This window comes from Leucothrix mucor DSM 2157 (assembly GCF_000419525.1).
Classification (GTDB): domain Bacteria; phylum Pseudomonadota; class Gammaproteobacteria; order Thiotrichales; family Thiotrichaceae; genus Leucothrix; species Leucothrix mucor.
Map to the genome: position 1 here is coordinate 674,649 of NZ_ATTE01000001.1, position 21,523 is coordinate 696,171.

Annotated in this window: 20 protein-coding genes; 11 read left to right on the plus strand and 9 right to left on the minus strand. The window is 48.9% G+C overall.

Translation table 11 applies throughout. From position 1 onward, the window contains the following. Positions 1–73 precede the first annotated feature (73 nt). Entirely contained in the window at positions 74–2,779 is a 2,706-nt protein-coding gene (locus LEUMU_RS0102910) for a hypothetical protein (protein WP_022950783.1), read from the minus strand. Between the two features lie 303 nt (positions 2,780–3,082). Between LEUMU_RS0102910 and murA the strand changes: the two genes are divergently transcribed. The 8 genes from murA (at position 3,083) to LEUMU_RS0102950 (ending at position 9,671) form a co-directional block, all read left to right on the plus strand. Beyond that, complete coding sequence (gene murA, locus LEUMU_RS0102915; RefSeq protein WP_022950784.1) at positions 3,083–4,336, plus strand: UDP-N-acetylglucosamine 1-carboxyvinyltransferase; 1,254 nt, start codon at positions 3,083–3,085, stop codon at positions 4,334–4,336. 17 nt (positions 4,337–4,353) lie between these two features. Continuing rightward, positions 4,354–4,989, plus strand: coding sequence for an ATP phosphoribosyltransferase (hisG, locus tag LEUMU_RS0102920; RefSeq protein ID WP_022950785.1), 636 nt, complete (start codon positions 4,354–4,356; stop codon positions 4,987–4,989). A gap of 12 nt (positions 4,990–5,001) precedes the next feature. Continuing rightward, complete coding sequence (locus tag LEUMU_RS0102925; RefSeq protein WP_022950786.1) at positions 5,002–6,063, plus strand: 3-deoxy-7-phosphoheptulonate synthase; 1,062 nt, start codon at positions 5,002–5,004, stop codon at positions 6,061–6,063. Then, positions 6,063–7,361 carry a histidinol dehydrogenase gene (hisD, locus tag LEUMU_RS0102930; RefSeq protein WP_022950787.1) on the plus strand — a complete coding sequence of 433 codons (1,299 nt, stop codon included), beginning with the start codon at positions 6,063–6,065 and terminating at the stop codon, positions 7,359–7,361. The genes LEUMU_RS0102925 and hisD overlap by 1 nt, the downstream gene beginning before the upstream one ends. Positions 7,362–7,364: 3 nt before the next feature. Then, on the plus strand, positions 7,365–8,114 hold the full coding sequence (locus tag LEUMU_RS0102935) for a Nif3-like dinuclear metal center hexameric protein (protein ID WP_026744435.1): 750 nt from the start codon (positions 7,365–7,367) through the stop codon (positions 8,112–8,114). A gap of 13 nt (positions 8,115–8,127) precedes the next feature. Then, positions 8,128–8,958, plus strand: coding sequence for a class I SAM-dependent methyltransferase (locus tag LEUMU_RS0102940; protein ID WP_022950789.1), 831 nt, complete (start codon positions 8,128–8,130; stop codon positions 8,956–8,958). A 78-nt stretch (positions 8,959–9,036) separates the two neighbouring features. Beyond that, positions 9,037–9,291, plus strand: coding sequence for a DUF2164 domain-containing protein (locus tag LEUMU_RS0102945; protein WP_022950790.1), 255 nt, complete (start codon positions 9,037–9,039; stop codon positions 9,289–9,291). 29 nt (positions 9,292–9,320) lie between these two features. Then, positions 9,321–9,671, plus strand: a complete 351-nt coding sequence (locus LEUMU_RS0102950) for a DUF1294 domain-containing protein (protein ID WP_022950791.1) — start codon at positions 9,321–9,323, stop codon at positions 9,669–9,671. A gap of 114 nt (positions 9,672–9,785) precedes the next feature. Here LEUMU_RS0102950 and LEUMU_RS0102955 read toward each other — a convergent pair whose 3' ends face one another. After that, positions 9,786–11,561 (minus strand): ABC transporter ATP-binding protein, encoded by a 1,776-nt coding sequence (locus tag LEUMU_RS0102955; RefSeq protein ID WP_022950792.1) that lies wholly within the window; start codon positions 11,559–11,561, stop codon positions 9,786–9,788. A gap of 178 nt (positions 11,562–11,739) precedes the next feature. Between LEUMU_RS0102955 and LEUMU_RS27735 the strand changes: the two genes are divergently transcribed. Continuing rightward, complete coding sequence (locus LEUMU_RS27735; RefSeq protein ID WP_022950793.1) at positions 11,740–12,249, plus strand: ProQ/FINO family protein; 510 nt, start codon at positions 11,740–11,742, stop codon at positions 12,247–12,249. Positions 12,250–12,327: 78 nt separating this feature from the next. Here the strand turns inward: LEUMU_RS27735 and LEUMU_RS28715 are convergent, their stop codons facing one another. Beyond that, on the minus strand, positions 12,328–12,486 hold the full coding sequence (locus LEUMU_RS28715; RefSeq protein ID WP_022950794.1) for a hypothetical protein: 159 nt from the start codon (positions 12,484–12,486) through the stop codon (positions 12,328–12,330). A gap of 196 nt (positions 12,487–12,682) precedes the next feature. Here LEUMU_RS28715 and LEUMU_RS0102970 point away from each other — a divergent pair, with 196 nt between their 5' ends. Beyond that, positions 12,683–13,252, plus strand: coding sequence for a DJ-1/PfpI family protein (locus tag LEUMU_RS0102970; RefSeq protein ID WP_022950795.1), 570 nt, complete (start codon positions 12,683–12,685; stop codon positions 13,250–13,252). Between the two features lie 24 nt (positions 13,253–13,276). Beyond that, complete coding sequence (locus LEUMU_RS0102975) at positions 13,277–13,627, plus strand: ribbon-helix-helix domain-containing protein (RefSeq protein ID WP_022950796.1); 351 nt, start codon at positions 13,277–13,279, stop codon at positions 13,625–13,627. A gap of 84 nt (positions 13,628–13,711) precedes the next feature. On the opposite strand, the gene LEUMU_RS0102980 is transcribed toward LEUMU_RS0102975, so the two are convergent. The 6 genes from LEUMU_RS0102980 to LEUMU_RS0103005 form a co-directional block, all read right to left on the minus strand. Continuing rightward, positions 13,712–14,512, minus strand: a complete 801-nt coding sequence (locus LEUMU_RS0102980; protein ID WP_022950797.1) for a crotonase/enoyl-CoA hydratase family protein — start codon at positions 14,510–14,512, stop codon at positions 13,712–13,714. Continuing rightward, a complete protein-coding gene (locus LEUMU_RS0102985; protein ID WP_022950798.1) occupies positions 14,509–15,381 on the minus strand; it encodes a hydroxymethylglutaryl-CoA lyase in 873 nt (290 codons plus the stop codon). The genes LEUMU_RS0102980 and LEUMU_RS0102985 overlap by 4 nt, the downstream gene beginning before the upstream one ends. Before the next feature lie 3 nt (positions 15,382–15,384). Beyond that, entirely contained in the window at positions 15,385–17,364 is a 1,980-nt protein-coding gene (locus tag LEUMU_RS0102990; protein WP_022950799.1) for an acetyl-CoA carboxylase biotin carboxylase subunit, read from the minus strand. A gap of 33 nt (positions 17,365–17,397) precedes the next feature. Beyond that, positions 17,398–19,008 (minus strand): carboxyl transferase domain-containing protein, encoded by a 1,611-nt coding sequence (locus LEUMU_RS0102995; RefSeq protein WP_022950800.1) that lies wholly within the window; start codon positions 19,006–19,008, stop codon positions 17,398–17,400. Then, the gene (locus LEUMU_RS0103000) at positions 19,008–20,171 is read right to left on the minus strand and encodes an isovaleryl-CoA dehydrogenase (protein ID WP_022950801.1); all 1,164 of its coding nucleotides are present in this window, start codon (positions 20,169–20,171) and stop codon (positions 19,008–19,010) included. Before LEUMU_RS0103000 ends, LEUMU_RS0102995 begins: the two co-directional genes overlap by 1 nt. A gap of 275 nt (positions 20,172–20,446) precedes the next feature. After that, entirely contained in the window at positions 20,447–21,463 is a 1,017-nt protein-coding gene (locus tag LEUMU_RS0103005; RefSeq protein ID WP_022950802.1) for a hypothetical protein, read from the minus strand. Positions 21,464–21,523 lie beyond the last annotated feature (60 nt).

Genomic DNA, 21,523 nt, shown 5'->3' on the forward strand with positions numbered 1-21,523 from the left:
GCCAATTGCTGACAAGCCCGCTTTGCGTTTCAAGGCTAAGGGTATTCGCACCGCTAGTCTGTCGTTTCAGGTTTTAACAGCCCTCCTCAACCCAGCCACTCCAGCAATTATTCAGTGTTTCCTGAAAAGTGAGTGCCGCATCGTATTTGGGGGATTCTTCACGGCTGGCATTCAGCGCTTCCTTAATCCCGAAATAACCCGCACGGTTAAACGATTGTGGTGAGGTGAACAGAATAAACTGCTTGCCGCCAGCGTCCTTCCAGCCTTCGAGCAGTCGTTTATAGCGCTCACCCATCTCTGGGTTGCGGTTCACGTCGACAAATAAGCTATCTAGGTTATAGAGAATGTCATCGGTTAGCAGGCCGCTGCCACCGCCATCCGTGGTGTCGCTGTAATCGACAGTCAGGTGTTGGCCACCTTCATAGGCATACAAATCAATCGCTGGAAATGCATCGTGCAATGAGTCAGCTTGTGCTTTAACCAGTTTAATCGTTGCATCCAAGGAATTGGTGTCGCCACGCGCTTCATTGCTGCTTGCGCCGATATTGTAAATGCCGTCGATGACTTCAAACACATCCTCCTCAGTGGTGGCATCGGCTAGTACTTTAGGCACAACATCAGGATCAGAACAGCTGGCAATATCCACGATAATGTCATTGCCGTCATCATCAACACCAGTTTTGCGCTCTCTATTCCAGCAGCCATGGAAGTAAGGGCCAATAGCGACCGCATCCACTACGCTGGCAGTTCCGTCATGCTTCAGGGCATCTAAAGCAAACGATGGGAATTTATGCTGGCCACCTAAAATACGTTTAATGCGATCTGCACCACCAAACTCATCGGCAAATACGGTGAATATGGCTTTAGCACGTTTACCGATATAGCGAACGCGGTTGGAATAGTCAGCACCGCGTGTGCCGATTTCATCCATCGCGCTAATGACCGGATCATCTGCACCCATGTAGCTGGCGTAATTATGTGCCCAGAAGCCAGAGTTCCAGATTTCATTGCTGTATTCGATATGCGCTTGCAGCGAGTCATCCAACTCATTGGCCAGTTGCTTGGCATATTCTTCGACATAGTTATCATCCGCATTGTGAGGGATGTTTAGCCAAGGGTGAGCTTGCAGCAAATTACTCAGGGCAATGGTGACTTCAAGCGGAACACCAAAGCGCTCGGTAACGATGGTGCGATGTGAACCGCCCCAGCTCGCATCATCCAGAGTGGCGCGTTGGTCCCAGCTACGAGACTGAGTCACACAGCTACGGTATTCACTATCGGTCATGCCAAGGCAGGGATTGATCGAATGGTTTTCCGGCCGACGGGGTGTGGTCTCCATAAAGTTCATCATGCGCAATACCCGAAAATCTTTGTAGAAATTCAGGAAGTCAGGATTGAACAAAATGGCATTACGGTTACTCTCTAAAATATCAGCAAATGCAATGTATGGCGTATCGCAAGCAGCAGCATCAGTTTGGTAAGTAAAGGGATTTCCCTTACAAATACCACCCGTTGGAACGATGCGGATATTACGAACAGGATCAGTCGCATCGGTTTCGGTGATGCTAAGAATTAAGCCTTTTGTCCACTGAATCAGCTCAAGATCACCATCAACGGGGTTAACCACGGTGATATCGATTTGATCGTGACCCGCTTTAATTGTTTCTGTATTGCTGGCCAAGCCACTATAGCTCAGCTTTCCTTTGCCCTCATAAAAGACATGATAGCGGCCTTCTCGTAGGCTGTCGGCATTTGCAAATTGCAAAATTCTTGTGGTGGCGTATTCGCTTAATTTAGTGGTGAGGCCAGGGTAAGTTCCGGGGTCAGTTGTACAGCTCTCTGGAATTTTGATAGGCCACTTGTGCTCATTGTATTCGATGTCTTGGCAGGAGTTTTCTGCAAACGGACGCGCTAAGCGGAACAGGTCAACTGGAGCAGTGGGTTGGATAATGCCATCAGCTTCGGCTTGTGGTGTTTCAAGGTTCATACCTAATAAACGACTGGCTGGCAGGCTGTCGGGTTTGAATAATTCCTGCTCCAGATCATGCAGGCGTAAGCCGCCACTCACGGCGTAGTTGGTGCTGCCCACTGCATTTAATCCCACAATCAAGTCAGCAAGGTTTTGAATAATGGGGTTGGTATTGCCACTGACTAAGGCTTCGATACTAGTTGGCAAATCGGTATTAGCCGCTGTGCCAATATCTAAACCAGCCACGCTAAAGCTGACGGCCTTAGCGCCATCCTGCTCAAAAAAGCCATTTAGATCGGTATTGCCAGACAGTGAGCCAGAGCTATAAGCGACGCCAGAAACCGGACGGCCATTTACCGTCAACAAGGTTTTGGTCAATGGCTCAAGGTCCGCAAGGGTCACTGGCAGCTGCGTATAACTGGAGGTCGGGTCAGCCGAGGCTGCCAGTAACTCAGGTAAGAATTTTAGCTGCGGGTCGGTACTACCACTGACGAGCGACTCAATACTCACTGTGCCATCAGGCGTGAGACTTGCCGCCGTTAAAGTACCAATGGTTTTGGTGCCAATTTTAATCACGATCACACTGCCATTGGTGTATTCGAAGATACCATCCGTGTCCGTGGTGCCGGATGTGTCCTCCACGCCGCCAGTCGCGCTATAGTCTGCACCTGCCGCTGGCTTGCTATTAGCAGTGAGTGTGACCTTGTGATAAGTAATTGCTGGTGTCGATTTCCCACCACCGCCACAGCCTGCGATAAACAGTGCCAGTAGTATGGTAATCAGATGGCGCCCATAATCTCTGTATAACATGAGATTTTCCCCTGAAAGTTATTGTTGTCGTTAATTTAGTTATTTTAATTACACGTATTAGTCGAATGAATAAATATCGCGACTGCCAAAAATAGTGCATTTTGCTGTAATAATACACTGATTTCGAATAAGTCAGACTAAATGATTGATTTTGAGACGGCTTATTCAGCACTGTACTGAATTCAGTCAAGTCAGCGGTAAGTATCAGGGCCGGATTCTGGCTGGCATATGAATCGCAGGGTGTTATTCGCAGGTAATTTCGTTATGATTCGCATTTGTTTTTTATCGCAGGAAACGGGCTAAATGCAGAAGTTTCAGATTGAAGGTGGAGTGGCGCTGGAAGGCGACGTAGTTATTTCTGGTGCAAAGAACGCTGTTTTGCCCTTGCTAGCAGCAACTTTGCTGGCCGAAGGTGATATGACGATACGCAACGTGCCACGCTTGAAAGACGTTAGAACCATGGTGGCGCTAATCGAAGGGATGGGCGTAACGGTCAACACCGATGAAGATAATAATATCTCCACCAATGTAGACACGATTACCAGCCAATGTGCACCGTATGAATTAGTAAGAACCATGCGTGCTTCTATTTTGGTATTAGGCCCATTATTGGCGCGCTACGGCAAAGCGGAAGTCTCGCTGCCAGGTGGTTGTGCTATCGGAAGCCGTCCGGTCGATATTCATTTATCGGGCTTGGAAGCGATGGGCGCACAGATTACTGTTGAAGAAGGTTATATCCGAGCTGAAGCTGGGCGCTTACAAGGCGCTAATATCAGCATGGAAAAGATCACCGTAACCGGTACTGAGAACCTGTTGATGGCCGCCGTATTGGCTGAAGGTACTACGGTACTGAACAATGCCGCGCTAGAGCCTGAAGTGGTTGATCTGGCAAATTGCCTGATCGCGATGGGTGCCAAAATCGAAGGTGCAGGAACGAACACAATCACGGTTGAGGGTGTTGAAACCTTGCAAGCGGTTGATTACTCCGTACTGCCAGATCGCATTGAAACCGGTACTTACTTAGCTGCAGCAGCCATCACTGGTGGCCGTGTACGTTGTTTGAATGCTGCGCCAAAAACACTGACCGCGGTATTGAATAAATTCCGTGATGCGGGTGCCAAGATTGATAAAGGTGACGACTGGGTTGAATTGGACATGCGTGGCCGCAAATTAAAATCAGTAGATATTCATACTGAAGCGCATCCTGGTTTCCCAACCGATATGCAAGCGCAGTTTATGGCGATGAATGCCGTGGCGACCGGTATTGCCGTAGTCGTTGAGAATATCTTCGAAAACCGCATGATGCATGTGGCTGAGTTGATGCGGATGGGTAGTAATATTCGTCTGGAAGGTAACACTGCGATTGTCGCAGGTATGCCGTCTTTGAAAGGTGCACCAGTAATGGCAACGGATTTACGGGCATCGGCTTGTTTGATCCTAGCTGGATTGGCTGCGCAAGGCGTTACCATTGTTGACCGTATTTATCACACCGATCGTGGCTACGAACGGATTGAGGAAAAGCTCACCGCATTGGGTGGCAGAATCAGCCGCAACTGAGCGGATAGGACTACAGCATGACAGATACAATTACTATTGCGCTGTCCAAAGGGCGTATTTTTAAAGAGACCGTGCCGCTGTTAAAAGCGGCTGGCATCGTGCCACTGGATGATCCGGAAACCAGCCGTAAGCTGATTCTGGATACCACTCGTGACGATATCAAGCTGGTCATTATCCGTGCTACCGATGTGCCAACCTATGTTGAGTATGGCGCAGCGGACTTAGGCGTTGTGGGTAAAGACGTGCTGATGGAGCACGGCGGCGAAGGCCTGTATGAGATGCTGGATCTGAAGATTGCCTGCTGCAAGCTGATGACTGCCGGTATTGAAGGCCGCGAGTTGCCAAAGGGTGAGCTTAAAGTTGCAACAAAATTTGTGAACTGTGCACGGCGTTATTTTGCCGAGCAAGGGCGTCAAATTGAGGTGATTAAGCTATACGGTTCAATGGAGCTGGCACCGATTGTGGGTCTGGCTGATTGCATCGTGGATCTGGTGGATACCGGAAATACCTTGATCGCTAATGGCCTGATTCCGCAGGAGCATATCGCTGATATCAGCTCGCGGATGGTAGTCAATAAAGCATCAATGAAAATGAAGCATGCATCGCTTAAGCACATACTGGATAAAGTATCGGAAGCGGTCAATAGAAGCTAAGAGGCTCAATTTATGAAACACAATACAGACGATTTGCGGATTACAGGCGTGGAAGAAGTTTTATCACCGGCGACACTACTGACTGAATTTCCGCTAACGGAAACAGCTTCTAACACCGTTTTTCAGGCACGCGAAGAAGCGCACAAGATTATCAAAGGCGAAGATGATCGCTTGCTCGTGGTGGTTGGCCCTTGCTCAATTCATGACACCAAAGCGGCATTGGAATATGCGGATCGTCTGGCGGTACTGCGTGACGAGCTGAAAGCAGACCTGCAAATCGTTATGCGTGTTTACTTTGAAAAGCCTCGCACCAGCACTGGTTGGAAAGGTCTGATCAATGACCCGGATATTTCTGGTGAGTTCAATATCAATAAAGGCCTGCGCGTGGCGCGTCAATTGTTGTTGGAGCTGTCTGAAAAAGGCATTCCGGCCGCGACTGAGTTTTTGGATCTGATCTCACCTCAGTATCTGGCTGATCTGATCAGCTGGGGTGCGATTGGTGCGCGGACCACTGAAAGTCAGGGTCATCGTGAATTGTCTTCAGGGCTTTCTTGCCCGATCGGTTTCAAGAACGGTACTTACGGAAATGTGGACATTGCGATCAATGCGATTAAAGCAGCCTCTAAGCCACATCATTTCTTGTCGGTGACCAAAGAAGGTCGTTCAGCGATCTTTACGACGGCTGGAAATGAAGATTGCCACGTGATTTTACGTGGTGGTATTCGCCCGAACTATGATTCGGTGAGCATTGAAGATGCGGCAGACGAGTTGCGTAAAAACAATCTGTCGCCATCATTGATGGTTGATTTCAGTCATGCGAACAGCCGTAAGAAGCATCAAAATCAAATTAAAGTAGCGAAGAACATTGCTAACCAAATCGCTAGCGGTAGTTATGATATCAGCGGTGTGATGATTGAGAGTCACTTGGTAGAAGGCAATCAGAAAGGTGAGGGAGTGGACAAGAGTACACTCACTTATGGTCAAAGTATTACCGATGCGTGCATCAATTGGGGAGACACTGAAACAGTGTTACGCCAACTGGCAGCAGCGGTGGAGACACGGCGGAATCAGTAATGGATATAAGACGCTTATCAACTCGTGATGCAGATTTTCAGAGCACGCTAAAGCAACTGCTGGAATGGGATACCGTTTCAGATCAACAAGTCTTTGATACGGTGAACGGCATTCTGCATGACGTTCGTCAGCGTGGTGATGAAGCACTGATCGAATACACCAATCGATTTGATCGCATGCAAGCCACCTCAATGGCTGAGCTGGAAGTTCCGAAGGCGCGTTTATTGCAAGCGCTGGAAAACATTGAACCTACACAGCGTGAAGCGCTGGAGTTAGCGGCTAGCCGTGTGCGTGCTTATGCTGAGCATCAAAAACTGGAATCTTGGCAGTATACCGAGTCAGATGGCACGATTTTAGGCCAGCAGGTGACACCATTAGACCGTGTTGGGTTGTATGTGCCAGGCGGTAAAGCGGCGTACCCATCTTCTGTATTAATGAATGCGATGCCAGCCAAAGTGGCCGGTGTCGCAGAGTTAATCATGGTGGTGCCGACTCCGGATGGCGAGCTGAATGAGCTGGTACTAGCGGCCGCAGCGGTTGCTGGCGTAGATCGTGTGTTTACAGTAGGTGGCGCGCAAGCGGTTGCGGCACTGGCTTATGGCACGGAAACGGTTCCTCCGGTCGATAAGATTGTTGGCCCCGGTAATATCTTTGTAGCGACCGCTAAACGCATGGTATTTGGTACGGTTGGCATTGATATGATCGCTGGCCCATCTGAGATTCTAGTGCTGTGTGATGGCAAAACCGATCCTGATTGGATTGCGATGGATTTGTTCTCACAAGCTGAGCACGATGAAGATGCGCAAGCGATTCTAGTGACTACAGATGCGGCATTTGCCGATAAAGTGGTTGCTAGTATCGAGCGTCAGGTGCTGGAAATGCCACGCGAAGCGATTATTCGTGAGTCATTAAAAAGCCGTGGCATGATTATTGTGGCAGAAGACATGGAAGACGCTCTAAGTGTTGCCAACTATGTTGCACCAGAGCATTTAGAGCTGTCGGTTGATGATGCGATGGAAGTGGCTAAGAAAGTTCGTCATGCCGGCGCTATTTTCTTGGGTCGTTATACGTCTGAGGCACTGGGTGATTATTGCGCAGGTCCAAACCACGTATTGCCTACCTCTCGTACGGCGCGTTTCTCCTCGCCATTGGGTGTGTATGACTTCCAAAAGCGTTCTTCGCTGATCTCCTGCTCGGCAGATGCCGCGTCCCGTTTGGGTAAGACGGCTTCAGTCTTAGCGCGTGGAGAAGGTTTGGTCGCACACGCTCGCTCTGCTGAGTATCGTATAAAGGACTAAATGATGGTTGCACTGAAAACGCTGGTTCAAGCGGCTGATGAGTTATTGGACGTGGGTCGTTTTAAAGACTACGCACCCAATGGATTACAGCTTGAGGGCAAGTCGGAGGTGCAACGCATTGTGTCTGGTGTGACAGCCAGTCAGGCTTTGATCGATGCGGCCATTGCGGCCAATGCAGATGTGTTGTTGGTTCACCACGGCTGGTTTTGGCGTGGTGAAGATCAGCGTATTGTCGGCATGAAAAAGCGTCGGATTAAAGCCTTATTGGATAACGATATTAGCTTATTAGGCTATCATCTACCGCTTGATGCACACCCTGAGCTAGGCAATAACGCACAGCTGGCAAAGCGCCTAGGCTTTATTCGCGATGGTGCGATGAATGCGGAAGGGGTTGGTGATTATGGCCACCTTGAGCAAGCGCTTAGCGTGAATGAACTCGCAGAGCGTATGCAGCAGCAATTGCAGCGTACGCCGACCGTCGTTTCTGGCGGTGATCATCCGATCAAAACGATTGCTTGGTGTACCGGTGGCGCACAGTCTTATATCCAACAGGCGATTGCGTTAGGCGTCGATGCTTTTGTAAGTGGTGAGATTTCTGAGCAAACTACCCATGAAGCACGTGAAAATGGCGTGCATTATTTTGCAGCCGGTCATCACGCTACAGAACGCTATGGCGCACCGGCTTTGGGTGAGTATCTCGCCCAGCAGTTTGGGATTGAACATCAGTTTATTGATATTGATAATCCCGCTTAAGTAGGAGCTTAGTATGTCGCACGAACAGTCGCTATCAGAACACTACCGGCATGGCAGTTTACTGAGTGCTATTGAAGCGGCACTTCCTCAGCTTGGCAAAACTCGCGATACCGTTACCCTCGAAGACCTTGCGCCCGTTGATGAATTTCATATCGGTGGCCGCCTTGCAACGGATCATCTACTAAAGCAACTTCATTTCTCTGACCAAGACCAGTTGCTAGATATCGGCTGTGGCTTAGGTGGGGCTGCTCGTTATGTCGCTTCCCAATATCATACGCAGGTTACTGGCATTGATCTCACGCCCGAATACATTGAAACGGGTAATGTACTTTCCGAGTGGCTAAAGCTTGAAAGTTCGGTGACTCTCAAACAGGGAAGCGCACTGGATATGCCATTTCAGGATAATGCCTTTGATGGGGCTTACCTGCTGCATGTTGGCATGAATATCGAAGATAAAGCAGCTTTGTTCACTGAAATATTTCGTGTATTAAAATCCGGCGCGCGTTTGGGACTCTATGATGTGATGCAGCAAGTAGAGGGTGACTTGCTTTACCCGCTGCCTTGGGCGACAGAGTCTGCTAGTAGTAATCTGGCGACTGCAGAGGCTTACCGGCAAGCGCTTATTGCAGCTGGGTTTACGATTGAGATTGAAAATAATCGCCGTGAATTTGCTTTGTCACTCTTTGAAAAAATGCGGGAGAAAGCAAAGACTGGTAATGGTCCTTCGGCTTTAGGTCTGCACACCTTAATGCCCGATACTAGCGCCCAAAAAGTAAAAAATATGGTTCGCAATATCAGCAATGGCCTGATTAGTCCTGTTGAAATAATTGCTTTGAAACCCTGAGTCTATTTCCGTTTCTAGTGATAGCATGGTTTTTAGTTGAAACGAAAACCTAAAAACTCCTAATCAAGAGGTACTATCATGGATGAAATTCAATTCAGCCAAGCTGAAAAAGAGCAGATGGCACATAAGGTGAAGCGCTACTTTAGCGAAGAACTTGGTCAGGATATTGGTGGCTTTGAAGCGGAATTTCTAATCGATTTTTTTGCTAAAGAAATGGGTAGCTACTTTTACAATCGCGGTGTTTATGATGCTGAAACGGTTGTGACAGAGAAAGTGAGCGAAATCTCAGATCTGTTACTGCAGCTGGAAAAACCAACCTCAAACCCCTCTTAATTTCTAATAATATAAAAGAGACGCAATAAATGAAAATCCGCACGTTTTCGATCGCATTGGCGGCTGTGTTTATGGCAGCGCTTGGTGCTTTGGCTCTGGCTGATCGACTGCCATTGTTCGTTATCGTGACTTACGCAGCGATGAGCCTCGTGACCTTTATTGCGTATTGGCTAGATAAGCGAGCGGCGATAAGCAATACCCGCCGAACTCCTGAAAATACCTTGCATTTATTGGCCTTAGCGTGTGGCTGGCCGGGTGGGCTAGTCGCTCAGCAGTGGTTGCGACATAAAACACTGAAAGTGCCGTTTCGCTATGTGCTTTGGGCGACAGTATTGTTAAATGCTGGCGTGCTGATTTGGTTTATTAGTGCTAATTGGTAAGTGATGTGTTCCAAAGTGGAGCCTATGAGTAATGACCTCATAAACTCCATGTTAGCCATAAGGTGATCTCCATAGGCTCCAGCTTCGCCATGGCAATTCGTGAAGTAGCCGGCTCTAGCGCTCACCCGTCTGTAAGCGCCACAACATGGCATAACTTCCATTACACTTTAATAGTTCATCATGCGTGCCAGACTCGGTAATGCGACCATGCTCCAAGACATGAATGCAATGGGCATGGCGTACAGTCGATAAGCGATGCGCAATAATCAAACTGGTACGTCCAACGATTAAACGGTCCAGCGATCGCTGAATGGCGGCTTCGGTTTCATTATCAACCGCTGAAGTGGCTTCATCGAGTATTAGAATAGGTGGATTCTTTAAAATGGCACGTGCCAGTGCTAGCCGTTGTCGCTGACCACCAGAGAGTTTCATTCCACGTTCGCCGACTTGAGTGTCATAGCCTTCGGGTAACTGGCTAATAAATTCATGGGCTTCGGCGGATTTAGCCGCTTCAATTATAGCTTCGCGCGAGACATCATTGCTGCCATAGGCAATATTTTCGGCTACGGTTGCGTCAGCCAAAAAGGTATCCTGAGCAACATAGCCAATCGCACGGCGCAAATCCTGTAGCTGTATTTCATTAATGGCTTGTCCGTCGAGACAGAGACTGCCTTGTTGTGGGTCATGAAAGCGTAGTAGCAGTTTAATTAAGGTACTTTTACCGCCACCGGTACTGCCAACAAAGGCAATATTTTCACCGGCATTAATGGTCAGGTTGAGATCAGTGATAGCAGACTGTGATTGCCCCGGATAGCTAAAGCTGACGTTGTTAAAAGTAAGTTTGCCTTTCACATCAGCGGCTGATAGCGGTTTACCCTCATATTTAATTTCAATCGGAGTATGTAGCATATCCAATACGCGATCAATGGATGCCATGGAGCGCTGATAGAGATCAGTCATATCCGCTAAGCGGGTCAGAGGCCAAAGCAGTCGTTGAGTCAGAAACACTAGCGCAGAGTAACTGCCCACGCCAAGCTCGCCATTCAATGTCATAAAGCCGCCATAGAGTAGGGTGAAGATAAACCCTACCAAAATGGCCATACGAATAACCGGCGTAATGGCGGATGACCAGACAATGGCTTCTTTATTACGTTTGAGGTATTCATCCGAACCTTGACGCACTTTTTCAGCTTCGAAGTCTTCAGCGGCATAGGCTTTCACAGTGGCAATACCGCTGAGATTATTATTCAGTCGAGTTGCCAGATTACCGGCAGCGGCGCGCATGGCAGCATAACGCGGTGCTAAACGGCCTTGAAACCAGAAGGCACCCAGCAGAATAAATGGGATGGGCATTAGCGCTAAAAACGCCAGTTCACTGGTCAAGGCAAAGAACACACCACTCACCATTAGCGAGCCAACAAACACCTGAATCAGATCATTGGCGCCGCTATTTAAAAAGCGCTCCATCTGGTTGATGTCTTCATTGAGCACTGAGAGCAGGTTACCGCTGCGGTTTCGCTCAAACCAAGCCATATCCAGTTTCTGTACGTGCTGATAGGCATCCATGCGTAAGTCATGTTGCAGATTCTGAGCTAGATTACGCCATTTCAAATTGTACAAATACTGAAACAGGGATTCAGCTGCCCAGACAAAGGCGGTGAGAATCGACAATAAAATAATCTGGTGTTTAGGGTCAGCAATGCCTAGTTTAGACACAAAGGAGTCTTGGCGGTTGACGACCACATCCACCGCAACCCCGATTAGAATTTCCGGCAGCACATCAAAAAACTTATTCAAAATCGAATAAATGGTCGCTTTAATAACATCAAGCCGATATTGGCGTGAGTAATTAAACAGGCGCTTCAGAGGATGAACGGCTTGCATGCTCATCAGGACGTTCCTTTGACAGATAGGTGAGGGAAAGCAGTCTATCACAGGCTTATGGCGCTGTGATTCATCTGTTTTGATTGCCTAGATTGGCATTATCAGTCGATTTCACGGGAGAATTACAGTAAAAACTTGTTATAATGATGGCTCAATATTGAATCAAAGATTCAGGATCACTTCGATGACCGATGAAAAACCTCGTAAAAAGCTCTCCCTAAAGCGCAAGCCCGCTGCGGCTAAAGAAGACGGCGCTCTGTCGACTGAGACCAATAAAAATGGCGATGAAGTTAAGGAATTTGTACGTGGTAAAAAACGCGTATTGAAAATGCAGTCTGCGGCGGCTAAAAAAGCCGAGAAAGACAGCCTGCTATCACCTGCTGAAAGACAGTCTCGCGAACTAAAGCGAATTATGGCTGAGACCTTTTCGGTATGGCGCAGACGACGTCCGCTAGCGATTGGTATTGATGATCAGATAGCGGCTTTTGTTGCTGAAAAGAATATGGACTACAGCAAGCGCGCAATTAAAAAATTGCTGCGTCGTCATGCTAAGCACAAAAGCTATCTGCAAAATGTGGCGCGTGGTGGAGTGCGGTTTGATTTGGATGGCACAGAAGTCGGCAAGATTTCACCGGAAGAGCAAGATTATGCCCGTCGTGCGCTAGAAGAGCCTGAAAAGGAAAAAAAGAGATAAGTTAACGCGCATCAATCTCAAGATAGGGTGAACAGATGAGACCAATGCGCGTTAGTTGTAACGCGTTGCACTGAGCGATCAGTGCTGTGGAGAATGCTTGTCATTAGTCAGGTTTACATTCGCAGCAGGTTTTCCGGATAGAACATACATTTTATAAACGAACCATCCCATACCGCCGAAAATTGCGACTAAAGTAACGATGCTTAGTAAGGCTGTTTGGCTAAATAAAAATTCCATGACGCTCTTCTCCGAATAACTTTTGATTTGATGAGTTAAGTGTAGAGCGCATTCCTTCTGCCTACCTTGACTAAAATCAATTTTCAGCCTTTTTATTAATTTTTTCGCAAATCATTGATGTATTAATCCCTTAATACCTCCTCATTTTCGTTCCATGCTACCGTTAAGTCCTGTGTTTAATCAGGAGGATAGCATCATGAGTAGTAAGAAAATTCTAATGATCACCGGTGACTTCACCGAAGATTATGAGACGATGGTTCCATTCCAAACGTTGTTAGCTGTTGGTCATACTGTGCACGCCGTGTGCCCCGAGAAAAAGGCGGGCGATACGGTTGCCACCTGTATTCACGACTTTGAAGGCGATCAGACCTATACCGAAAAGCGTGGCCATAATTTCGCGCTGAATGCGACTTTCGACGATATCGACCCTGCGGATTATGATGCACTAGTGATTCCGGGTGGACGTGCGCCAGAGTATTTACGCTTGAATGCGCGCGTGCTGGAGATGGTGCGACACTTTTTTGACACCAATAAGCCAGTAGCCGCTGTGTGCCATGGTGCGCAGATTTTAACAGCAGCGGGTGTGTTAAAAGGCCGTGAAGTCTCCGCTTATCCAGCGTGTAAGCCTGAAGTTGAAATGGCTGGCGCCGCCTATTGCGAGATTCCAATCGATTCTGCAGTCACCGACGGCAATTTAGTGAGTGCGCCAGCTTGGCCAGCACATCCTGCTTGGATGCAGCAGTTTATGGCGCTATTATCGAAATAAGTCAGAGGCTTGGAGGCGGTTGTCATGTGTAAATTATTCATTAATGCGAAGTCAGAAATGTGGGCGAGCCACACCCGGTCACTCAGAATCGATGGCATGGTGACGAGTGTGCGTTTGGAAGATTATTTCTGGCGAACCATTGATGAAATCGCAGCCCGCGATGGCATGACAGCCCCACAAATGCTCACACGTTTGTATCATGAATCCATTGATGCCGGACATGACTTGGGAAATTTCACATCCTTTTTGCGAGTGTGTTGTTTGCGCTATATGCACTTACAGTTAGATGGCTATATTCCCCGAGATAAGTCAGTGGCATTAGGGGATTTGAATGCGGAAAAGATTCTGGCGGGCGAGTCCAGAATCTACCATTGAAAATGATATTCAGGATGCTGCTAAAGCACATCCTGACTTAATCTAGTAGAGATTGCTGGCCTGTTTAACACAAGCCAGCAAATCTTAGGATTGTTTCCACTCTGGCGTTTTGCGCCGGAAAAAACAGTCAATACCATGTTGGGCTTCGGGGCTTTCCCAGCGATCAGCCAAGCAAGCCGCGGTATAATCCAACTGGTCTTCATCCGAGTTTCTAGCCAAGTGCTGGCATAGAGCTTTAGCTGCGGCTACAGCGCCCGGTGCGCAGTCCAGATACGGCATTACTTCAGCTTCAACTGTGGCATCAAGCTCATCAACGCTACAGGTTTTAGCGACCAATCCTAGCGTTACAGCGCGTTCGGCATTAAAGATCTGCCCACTCATAAACACCTGTCTGGCAGCGCCTTCACCTAAGCGACGCACAACATAAGGCCCGATGGTGGCGGGAATTAACCCTAAGCGCGTTTCGGTTAGCGCAAAGCGAGCGGTATCCACACTGATCACACTGTCGCAGACGGCCATCATGCCAATGCCACCACCGAAGGCCTGCCCTTGTACCCGAGCAATCAATGGCTTCGGTAGACTATCCAAGTCGCGCAACATAAAGGCTAGCTCTGAGGACTCGGCAATTTTCCCTGCACGGTCTTTTTCAGCCTGCGATTGCATCCAGCTTAAATCGCCGCCAGCGCAAAAGCTTTTACCCAAAGCGCTCAGAATAACTACTCGTACCGCTTCATTTTCGGCTAACCAAGCGCTAGCGCGACGCAGTTCCTGAATCATTTGGGCATTCAGGGCGTTGTGTTTTTGTTCGCGCGCTAAGGTGAGAGTCGCAACCCCTCGCTGGTCAACACTTATCTGCAGGTTGTCAAAGTCCGGAGTGCTTATCATGCCGTTTTACTCAATTGTTTTTTAACGGAGAGAATGTATTCGCTAGCCGCGTGCAGTTTCATCGGGTCGATACCCGTTGTATAGCCAGAGCCTGAGAGTAGGGTGAGCACTGAACTGGTGGATACATTGCCTTTAGCGCCGGGCGCATACGGGCAGCCACCTAAGCCACCAACTGCGGCATCAAAGGTACGAATACCCATTTCTAAGCTGGTCTGAATATTTTCCAACGCTCGGTTGTTGGTATCGTGATAATGACCTGCTAACAAATGAGCTGGGATAACTTTAAGCACGGCTTCCAGCATTGTTGCTACATTCTCAGGTGTGGCTTTACCGATGGTATCGCCCAGTGAGATTTCATAGCAGCCCATTTCCAGCAGTTTCGCCGCGACCATTGCGACAGTTTCCGGAGCAACAGCGCCTTCATAAGGGCATTCCACCACGCAAGAAACGTAGCCTCTCACCGGTATACCATCCGCTTTGGCTTGCTGCATAATCGGTTTGAAGCGCTCTAAACTATCTTCGATACTGCAGTTAATATTTTTCTGGCTAAAGGTTTCCGAAGCCGCGCCAAAGATCGCGACTTCACTGACCTCGGATGCTTTCGCAGCTTCATAGCCTTTTAGATTGGGCGTGAGTGCGGTATAAGCGACTCCAGCTTTGCGATCTATGCCGGCAAGTACTTCAGCGGCATCGGCCATTTGAGGCACCCATTTGGACGACACAAAGCTGGTGGCTTCGATTTTTTGCAGGCCGGAATCGGATAATAAATTGATCAACTCAATCTTATTGGCGGCCGGAATCATTACCGACTCATTTTGCAAGCCGTCGCGCGGCCCCATTTCAAAGATGGTGACATGTTTGTCTGACATGGTTTAAGTTCCGCTTTCAAAGAGAATTAGGACACTACCACCTTCCACCTGATCACCGGCTTCCACTGTAATTTCACGAATCACTGCATCGTAAGGGGCGCACAGAGTATGTTCCATTTTCATGGCTTCCATCACCATGAGTACATCGCCGGCATTGACACTGTCACCCGTTTTGGCGCTCACCAGTTTGATTTGTCCCGGCATCGGTGACGTGATGCGATCACTGCTGCCAGCACTTGCGTCAGCAATGGTTAACGGGTCTGGCAAGTCAATTTGCCAACTGGATGATTGATAGAAAATGGTTAGTGTTTGCGCCGATTGTATCAGCTGCGCTTCAACAATGTGACCATCTAAGTCGAGTCTTACAGTATGTTTTCTTGACGATAGGATATCACCACTTAACGATTCAGTATCAGTTTTGGCACTAAAGTGCTGCCCATCTACCGTTATTGAGACCGAAATGATGTTGTCCTGCCAGTGAATCGTTTGTTGGTGAGTGGAGGCTCCCCATTGACGCCAGTGCGATAAAGTCGCCCAAGGATCATTGGATTCGCTTTTATCAAAGCATCCGGATTTAGCTAATGCAGCGATCGCCAGTACGGTGATATTCGGCGCATCGCTACGAATAAGGTTATCCAAATCGCGTTCGATTAATCCGGTATCCACACGGCCGGCTGCAAAGTCCTCATGCTGAGTCAGGCGATGTAAAAAGCCAATATTGGTGACACAGCCAGCGACCAAACTTTTACTCAAAGCCGAAGCCATGGCATTCAGCGCACTCTGGCGAGTAGGACCGTGCACTGTCAGCTTGGCAATCATTGGGTCATAAAACGGGGTGATCTCATCGCCACTGCGCACGGCAGAATCTACGCGTGCAGTCGCTTCTGGCAACGATAAATAACTGAGCGTGCCGGTGGCAGGAATAAAGCCTTTAGGCACATCTTCAGCATAGATCCGCGCTTCAAAGGCATGACCATTAATCGTGAGCTGATCTTGTGTACACGGTAGGCTTTCACCGCTAGCAACACGTAATTGCCATTCGACTAAATCTTGTCCGGTAATCGCTTCGGTAACAGGATGCTCTACCTGCAAGCGGGTATTCATTTCCATAAAATAGAAACGATCAGCCTGCAAGCCATCGGAGGCATCAACAATAAATTCCACTGTACCCGCACCGACATAGTTTACCGCCTGCGCCGCGCGGACTCCGGCAGAGCCCATTGCTTCGCGCATTTCTGTGGTCATGCCGGGGGCAGGGGCTTCTTCGATGACTTTTTGATGGCGACGCTGCAAGGAGCAGTCCCGCTCAAACAGGTGCACGACATTGCCATGGCTATCCCCAAATACTTGCACTTCGATATGGCGTGGGGAGGTGATGTATTTTTCAATCAGTACATGGCCATCGCCAAAGCTGGATTCGCCTTCGCGACGAGCTGAGTCGAGTAGTGCCAGAAAATCCTCCGCACGTTCAACCAAACGCATGCCTTTTCCACCACCACCAGCACGCGCTTTGATTAATACGGGATAGCCAATTTCAGCGGCTTTTTCAGCAAGTAAGGCAGGGGTTTGGTCATCCGCATGATAGCCGGGAACCACCTTTACGCCGGCTTCAATCATTAGCTTTTTAGCGGCATCTTTTAAGCCCATGGCGCGAATCGCGGAGGCAGATGGGCCAATAAAGATAATTCCCGCTGCTTCACAGGCTTCTACAAATTCAGGGTTTTCCGAGAGAAAGCCGTAACCCGGATGGATCGCTTCAGCGCCGCTGGCTTTGGCGGCTGCAATAATGGCATCGGCTTTGAGGTAACTTTCATTTACTGGCGCAGGGCCTAGGCGATAAGCCTCATCGGCCATGGCAACGTGTTTGGCATTGCGGTCAGCATCGGAGTAAACCGCAATGCAGCGCACGCCTAAGGCTTGTGCAGTCTGCATAACACGGCAGGCAATTTCACCACGATTGGCAATCAGTATGGTCTTAAACAAGGCTGGTTTTCTCCTCTAGTATCGTGGTGTGCATCACATGCGGAACACGCCGAAACGTGTGTCAGCGATCGGTTGATTGAGTGCGGCGGATAACGACAGCGCAATAATATCGCGGGTTTTTCGCGGGTCGATAATGCCATCATCCCAGAGTCGGGCGGAGGCGTAGAGCGGGTGACCTTGTGCTTCAAATTGATCGACGATTGGCTGCTTGAAGCTGGCCTCTTCATCGCTTGACCAGTTGCCGCCATTGCGCTCAATACCATCTCGTTTTACGGTGGCTAATACGCCAGCGGCTTGCTCGCCACCCATTACCGAGATGCGGCTATTGGGCCAAGTCCATAAGAAACGTGGATCGTAAGCACGGCCACACATGCCATAGTTACCGGCACCAAAGCTGCCGCCGACTAATAAAGTCTGTTTTGGCACTTGAGCATTGGCCACTGCCATCACTAGCTTAGCGCCGTCTTTGGCGATACCGCCCGCTTCGTACTTTTGCCCAACCATAAAGCCGGTAATATTTTGCAAGAATACCAACGGAATTTTGCGTTGGCAGCACAGCTCAACAAAGTGCGCGCCTTTTACTGCAGACTCGGAAAACAGCACGCCGTTATTGGCAATAATGCCGACCGGAATGCCTTGTACATGCGCAAAGCCACACAATAACGTCGTGCCATAACGCGCTTTAAACTCATCAAACCGTGAGCCATCCACCGTGCGAGCGATAACTTCACGAATATCGTAAGGTGTGCGCAGACTTGCCGGTACTACACCGAGAATTTCTTCAGGGTCATACAGTGGCGCTTCCGGAGTAGCTAGTTCGATATTATCAACGCATTTTGGGCGATTCAGATTAGCGACTACGCGACGGGCAATTGCCAGCGCGTGAGCATCATCCTGAGCAAAATGATCGGCGACGCCAGAGAGGCGAGTGTGCACATCGGCACCACCCAAATCTTCAGCGCTGACCACTTCACCTGTGGCAGCTTTGACCAATGGAGGTCCCGCTAGAAAGATAGTACCTTGCTCTCGAACGATAATGGTTTCATCCGACATCGCAGGCACATAAGCACCTCCCGCCGTACAGGAGCCCATGACCACGGCAATCTGTGGAATGCCTTTGGCTGACATGGTGGCTTGATTGAAGAAGATGCGCCCGAAATTATCGCGATCAGGGAATACTTCATCTTGGTTCGGCAGGTTAGCACCACCAGAATCCACCAGATAAATACACGGCAGATTGTTTTGCACCGCAATTTCTTGCGCGCGCAAATGCTTTTTAACCGACATCGGGTAGTAAGTGCCGCCTTTAACCGTGGCATCGTTACACACGATCATGCACTCGCGACCAGAGACCCGACCCACGCCACAAATCACGCCAGCGCTGGGTGCTGCGCCATCGTATAAACCGTGTGCGGCAAATAGTCCGACTTCTAAAAACGGCGAATTAGGATCGAGCAGGGTGGCAATACGGTCACGTGGCAACAGTTTTCCACGATCTAAATGGCGTTGACGCGATTTTTCACCACCGCCATTTTGGGCCAGATCAGCGGCCTCTTTCACCACTGACATGGCTTCGAGCATGGCCGCCTGATTGTCTTTAAACGCCTGCGAACGCGTGGAGATGGATGAGCCGAGTACTGACATTAGGCAGTCTCCGCAAACAGTTCCCGACCGATTAGCATGCGGCGGATTTCACTGGTGCCAGCGCCGATTTCATACAGCTTGGCATCGCGCAATAAACGACCCGTTGCATAATCATTAATATAGCCATTACCACCAAGCGTTTGGATGGCTTCGAGTGCTACTTGTGTCGCCTTTTCTGCAGAATACAGAATGCACCCAGCGGCATCTTTACGAGTGGTTTCACCGCGATCACAAGCCGCCGCGACAGCATAGACATAGGCACGGCAGGCATTCATGGTGGTATACATATCCGCCAATTTGCCCTGCATTAACTGGAAAGTACCGATGGCTTGGCCAAACTGTTTACGCTCATGCACATACGGCATCACGATATCCATGCAGGCCATCATAATGCCGGTTGGGCCACCGGACAGTACGACGCGCTCATAATCCAAGCCGGACATTAAAACATTTACGCCACGGCCTAAGCCGCCCAGAATATTTTCTTCGGGCACTTCGCAATCTTCAAACACTAACTCGCACGTATTGGAGCCACGCATGCCGAGTTTATCGAGCTTTTGTGCGGTGCTGAATCCGGGCATGCCTTTTTCAATCAGAAACGCAGTAATGCCGCGAGGGCCAGCGTCCATATCGGTTTTGGCGTAGACCACTAATACATCGGCATTAGGGCCGTTGGTGATCCACATTTTATTGCCATTTAAGATGTAGTGATCACCTTTTTTATCGGCGCGTAACTTCATGGAAACGACATCCGAACCGGAACCGGGCTCAGACATGGCCAGCGAGCCAACGTAGTCACCCGAGATTAGTTTTGGCAGGTATTTTTCTTTTTGGGCCGTGGTGCCGTTTTTGTTGATTTGGTTAACGCATAAGTTTGAATGCGCGCCGAAGGAAAGGCCAATCGAGGCAGATGCACGGCTGATTTCTTCTACTGCCACTACATGTGCTAAATAGCCCATGCCGCTGCCGCCATATTCAGGGTCGGCAGTAATACCTAGTAAACCCAAGTCGCCAAACTCTTTCCAGAGGTGGGCAGGGAAGTCATTACTGCGGTCGGTTTCTTCGGCAATCGGGGCGATTTTGTCCTGAGAAAAACGGTAGGTCATTTCGCGCAATGCTTCGATTTCTTCGCCCAGCGCAAAGTTCATGGCGGTTGTAAACATGATGGCTCCTCAGACAACTATGATTTGATGCAATAATCCTAGAGCATTGCAGTTCGCAATGTCCAAGCATCTGTGTTTGAGAATTGTAAATGCGGTGTAAAAGAGTGGATTCTGGTTAAACGGGGGTGTTAAAGAGTGAAAAGCTGCAGGTGACGGAGGAATTGCTTTGCAGGCTGAGTTCGTCACCCTAAAGCTAAACTTATTGCTGGAAGCCCTTTGATTTTGGAAAGTCCTGAGTCTTTGCGCTTTACCAGACTGGATTTGTTAGCCAAGTATTACGAGATATTGCCGTTTTTTGAATACTCAGACCAATCCGTAACAAGCTTCTGAACGGCTGAATTTGATCGAGCATAACTTACAATGGCGACATCCAAATCGGCCTGCTGATACCGATCTAAAGCGCGGCGAATCGCTCTAAATATCCAATCATTTTCATTCCCAAACGCGCCGCCACCGAGTAATGTCAAATAAACCGTGTTATTACCATTTTTATGGCTATTCAAGATGCCCGCGCATAGCGTTGCTTCGTAGGCAGCTTCTAATACCAATTGTGCAAAGTCGCGCCACAGCTCGCTGGAGTGCTCGGAATAAGCCACCGGTAGTGCTGAGCAATAAACCTGCGTCACTAGCGGTTTATCATCCGAGATTGTCACTTCAGTATTCCACTGTATACCAATTCTTAAACGCTGCCTTAGCGTATCTCTATCGGTTTCGGAAAGCCCCGATAGCTGGGTGTTGATGGCATGCAAACCTTGCTCCGTTGCTAGCACATAGCCATTCACCATTTTCCAATATTGACCAGTATTCCCCAGCGCAGCGCCCAGATCCGACAAGCAATCTAGCTGGCGATGTTCGGTTTGACCCATCTGCCCATCAAGTTCTACACAGTAATTTCGGTAAATCGTGCCTGCACCGGCGGCAATGGCACAGGCAGGCCCTTGCGTATGATCGTATTCATATCTTGTGACTCCTTGCTCAGGAGTATTCTCAGGGGATACCATTTCCAGCAGGTTAAATTGCGAAGCTACTTGAAAGAGTGCATTGGTGTTTTCGGTGTCGGCATGCAGCTTTTGTACATCACCAATGACTTCGCGCACAGTGAGTTTGTTTTGGGGGAGTGATAGGGAGTGCACGCGCTCACGTAATTCACCTAAGCTGGGCGTTTCCAAAAAGCCGTGAGTATATTCCTTACCGTTGACTTTAGAGCGGAGCACGCCATTGTTGATGGATAGGTTGCTTCTGACTTGCTCGGGTGTTTCTTCGCGAAACCCCATTAACGTTTCAAACCACATAGGTTGCTCCTTTTGTTTGGTGAATCACTCTCTCAAGTTTACAGAATAGTCACTTCCGGT

Excerpts from the sequence above, each read along its gene's own strand:
- LEUMU_RS0102945 (WP_022950790.1), top strand. The coding sequence starts at position 9,037 with ATGGATGAAATTCAATTCAGCCAAGCTGAAAAAGAGCAGATGGCACAT.
- LEUMU_RS0103005 (WP_022950802.1), bottom strand. The coding sequence starts at position 21,463 with ATGTGGTTTGAAACGTTAATGGGGTTTCGCGAAGAAACACCCGAGCAA.
- LEUMU_RS0102925 (WP_022950786.1), top strand. The coding sequence starts at position 5,002 with ATGAAACACAATACAGACGATTTGCGGATTACAGGCGTGGAAGAAGTT.
- LEUMU_RS0102975 (WP_022950796.1), top strand. The coding sequence starts at position 13,277 with ATGTGTAAATTATTCATTAATGCGAAGTCAGAAATGTGGGCGAGCCAC.
- LEUMU_RS0102980 (WP_022950797.1), bottom strand. The coding sequence starts at position 14,512 with ATGATAAGCACTCCGGACTTTGACAACCTGCAGATAAGTGTTGACCAG.
- LEUMU_RS28715 (WP_022950794.1), bottom strand. The coding sequence starts at position 12,486 with ATGGAATTTTTATTTAGCCAAACAGCCTTACTAAGCATCGTTACTTTA.
- LEUMU_RS0102950 (WP_022950791.1), top strand. The coding sequence starts at position 9,321 with ATGAAAATCCGCACGTTTTCGATCGCATTGGCGGCTGTGTTTATGGCA.
- hisD (WP_022950787.1), top strand. The coding sequence starts at position 6,063 with ATGGATATAAGACGCTTATCAACTCGTGATGCAGATTTTCAGAGCACG.
- LEUMU_RS0102940 (WP_022950789.1), top strand. The coding sequence starts at position 8,128 with ATGTCGCACGAACAGTCGCTATCAGAACACTACCGGCATGGCAGTTTA.
- LEUMU_RS0102985 (WP_022950798.1), bottom strand. The coding sequence starts at position 15,381 with ATGTCAGACAAACATGTCACCATCTTTGAAATGGGGCCGCGCGACGGC.
- hisG (WP_022950785.1), top strand. The coding sequence starts at position 4,354 with ATGACAGATACAATTACTATTGCGCTGTCCAAAGGGCGTATTTTTAAA.
- LEUMU_RS0102910 (WP_022950783.1), bottom strand. The coding sequence starts at position 2,779 with ATGTTATACAGAGATTATGGGCGCCATCTGATTACCATACTACTGGCA.
- murA (WP_022950784.1), top strand. The coding sequence starts at position 3,083 with ATGCAGAAGTTTCAGATTGAAGGTGGAGTGGCGCTGGAAGGCGACGTA.
- LEUMU_RS0102995 (WP_022950800.1), bottom strand. The coding sequence starts at position 19,008 with ATGTCAGTACTCGGCTCATCCATCTCCACGCGTTCGCAGGCGTTTAAA.
- LEUMU_RS0102935 (WP_026744435.1), top strand. The coding sequence starts at position 7,365 with ATGGTTGCACTGAAAACGCTGGTTCAAGCGGCTGATGAGTTATTGGAC.
- LEUMU_RS27735 (WP_022950793.1), top strand. The coding sequence starts at position 11,740 with ATGACCGATGAAAAACCTCGTAAAAAGCTCTCCCTAAAGCGCAAGCCC.
- LEUMU_RS0102955 (WP_022950792.1), bottom strand. The coding sequence starts at position 11,561 with ATGAGCATGCAAGCCGTTCATCCTCTGAAGCGCCTGTTTAATTACTCA.
- LEUMU_RS0102970 (WP_022950795.1), top strand. The coding sequence starts at position 12,683 with ATGAGTAGTAAGAAAATTCTAATGATCACCGGTGACTTCACCGAAGAT.
- LEUMU_RS0103000 (WP_022950801.1), bottom strand. The coding sequence starts at position 20,171 with ATGTTTACAACCGCCATGAACTTTGCGCTGGGCGAAGAAATCGAAGCA.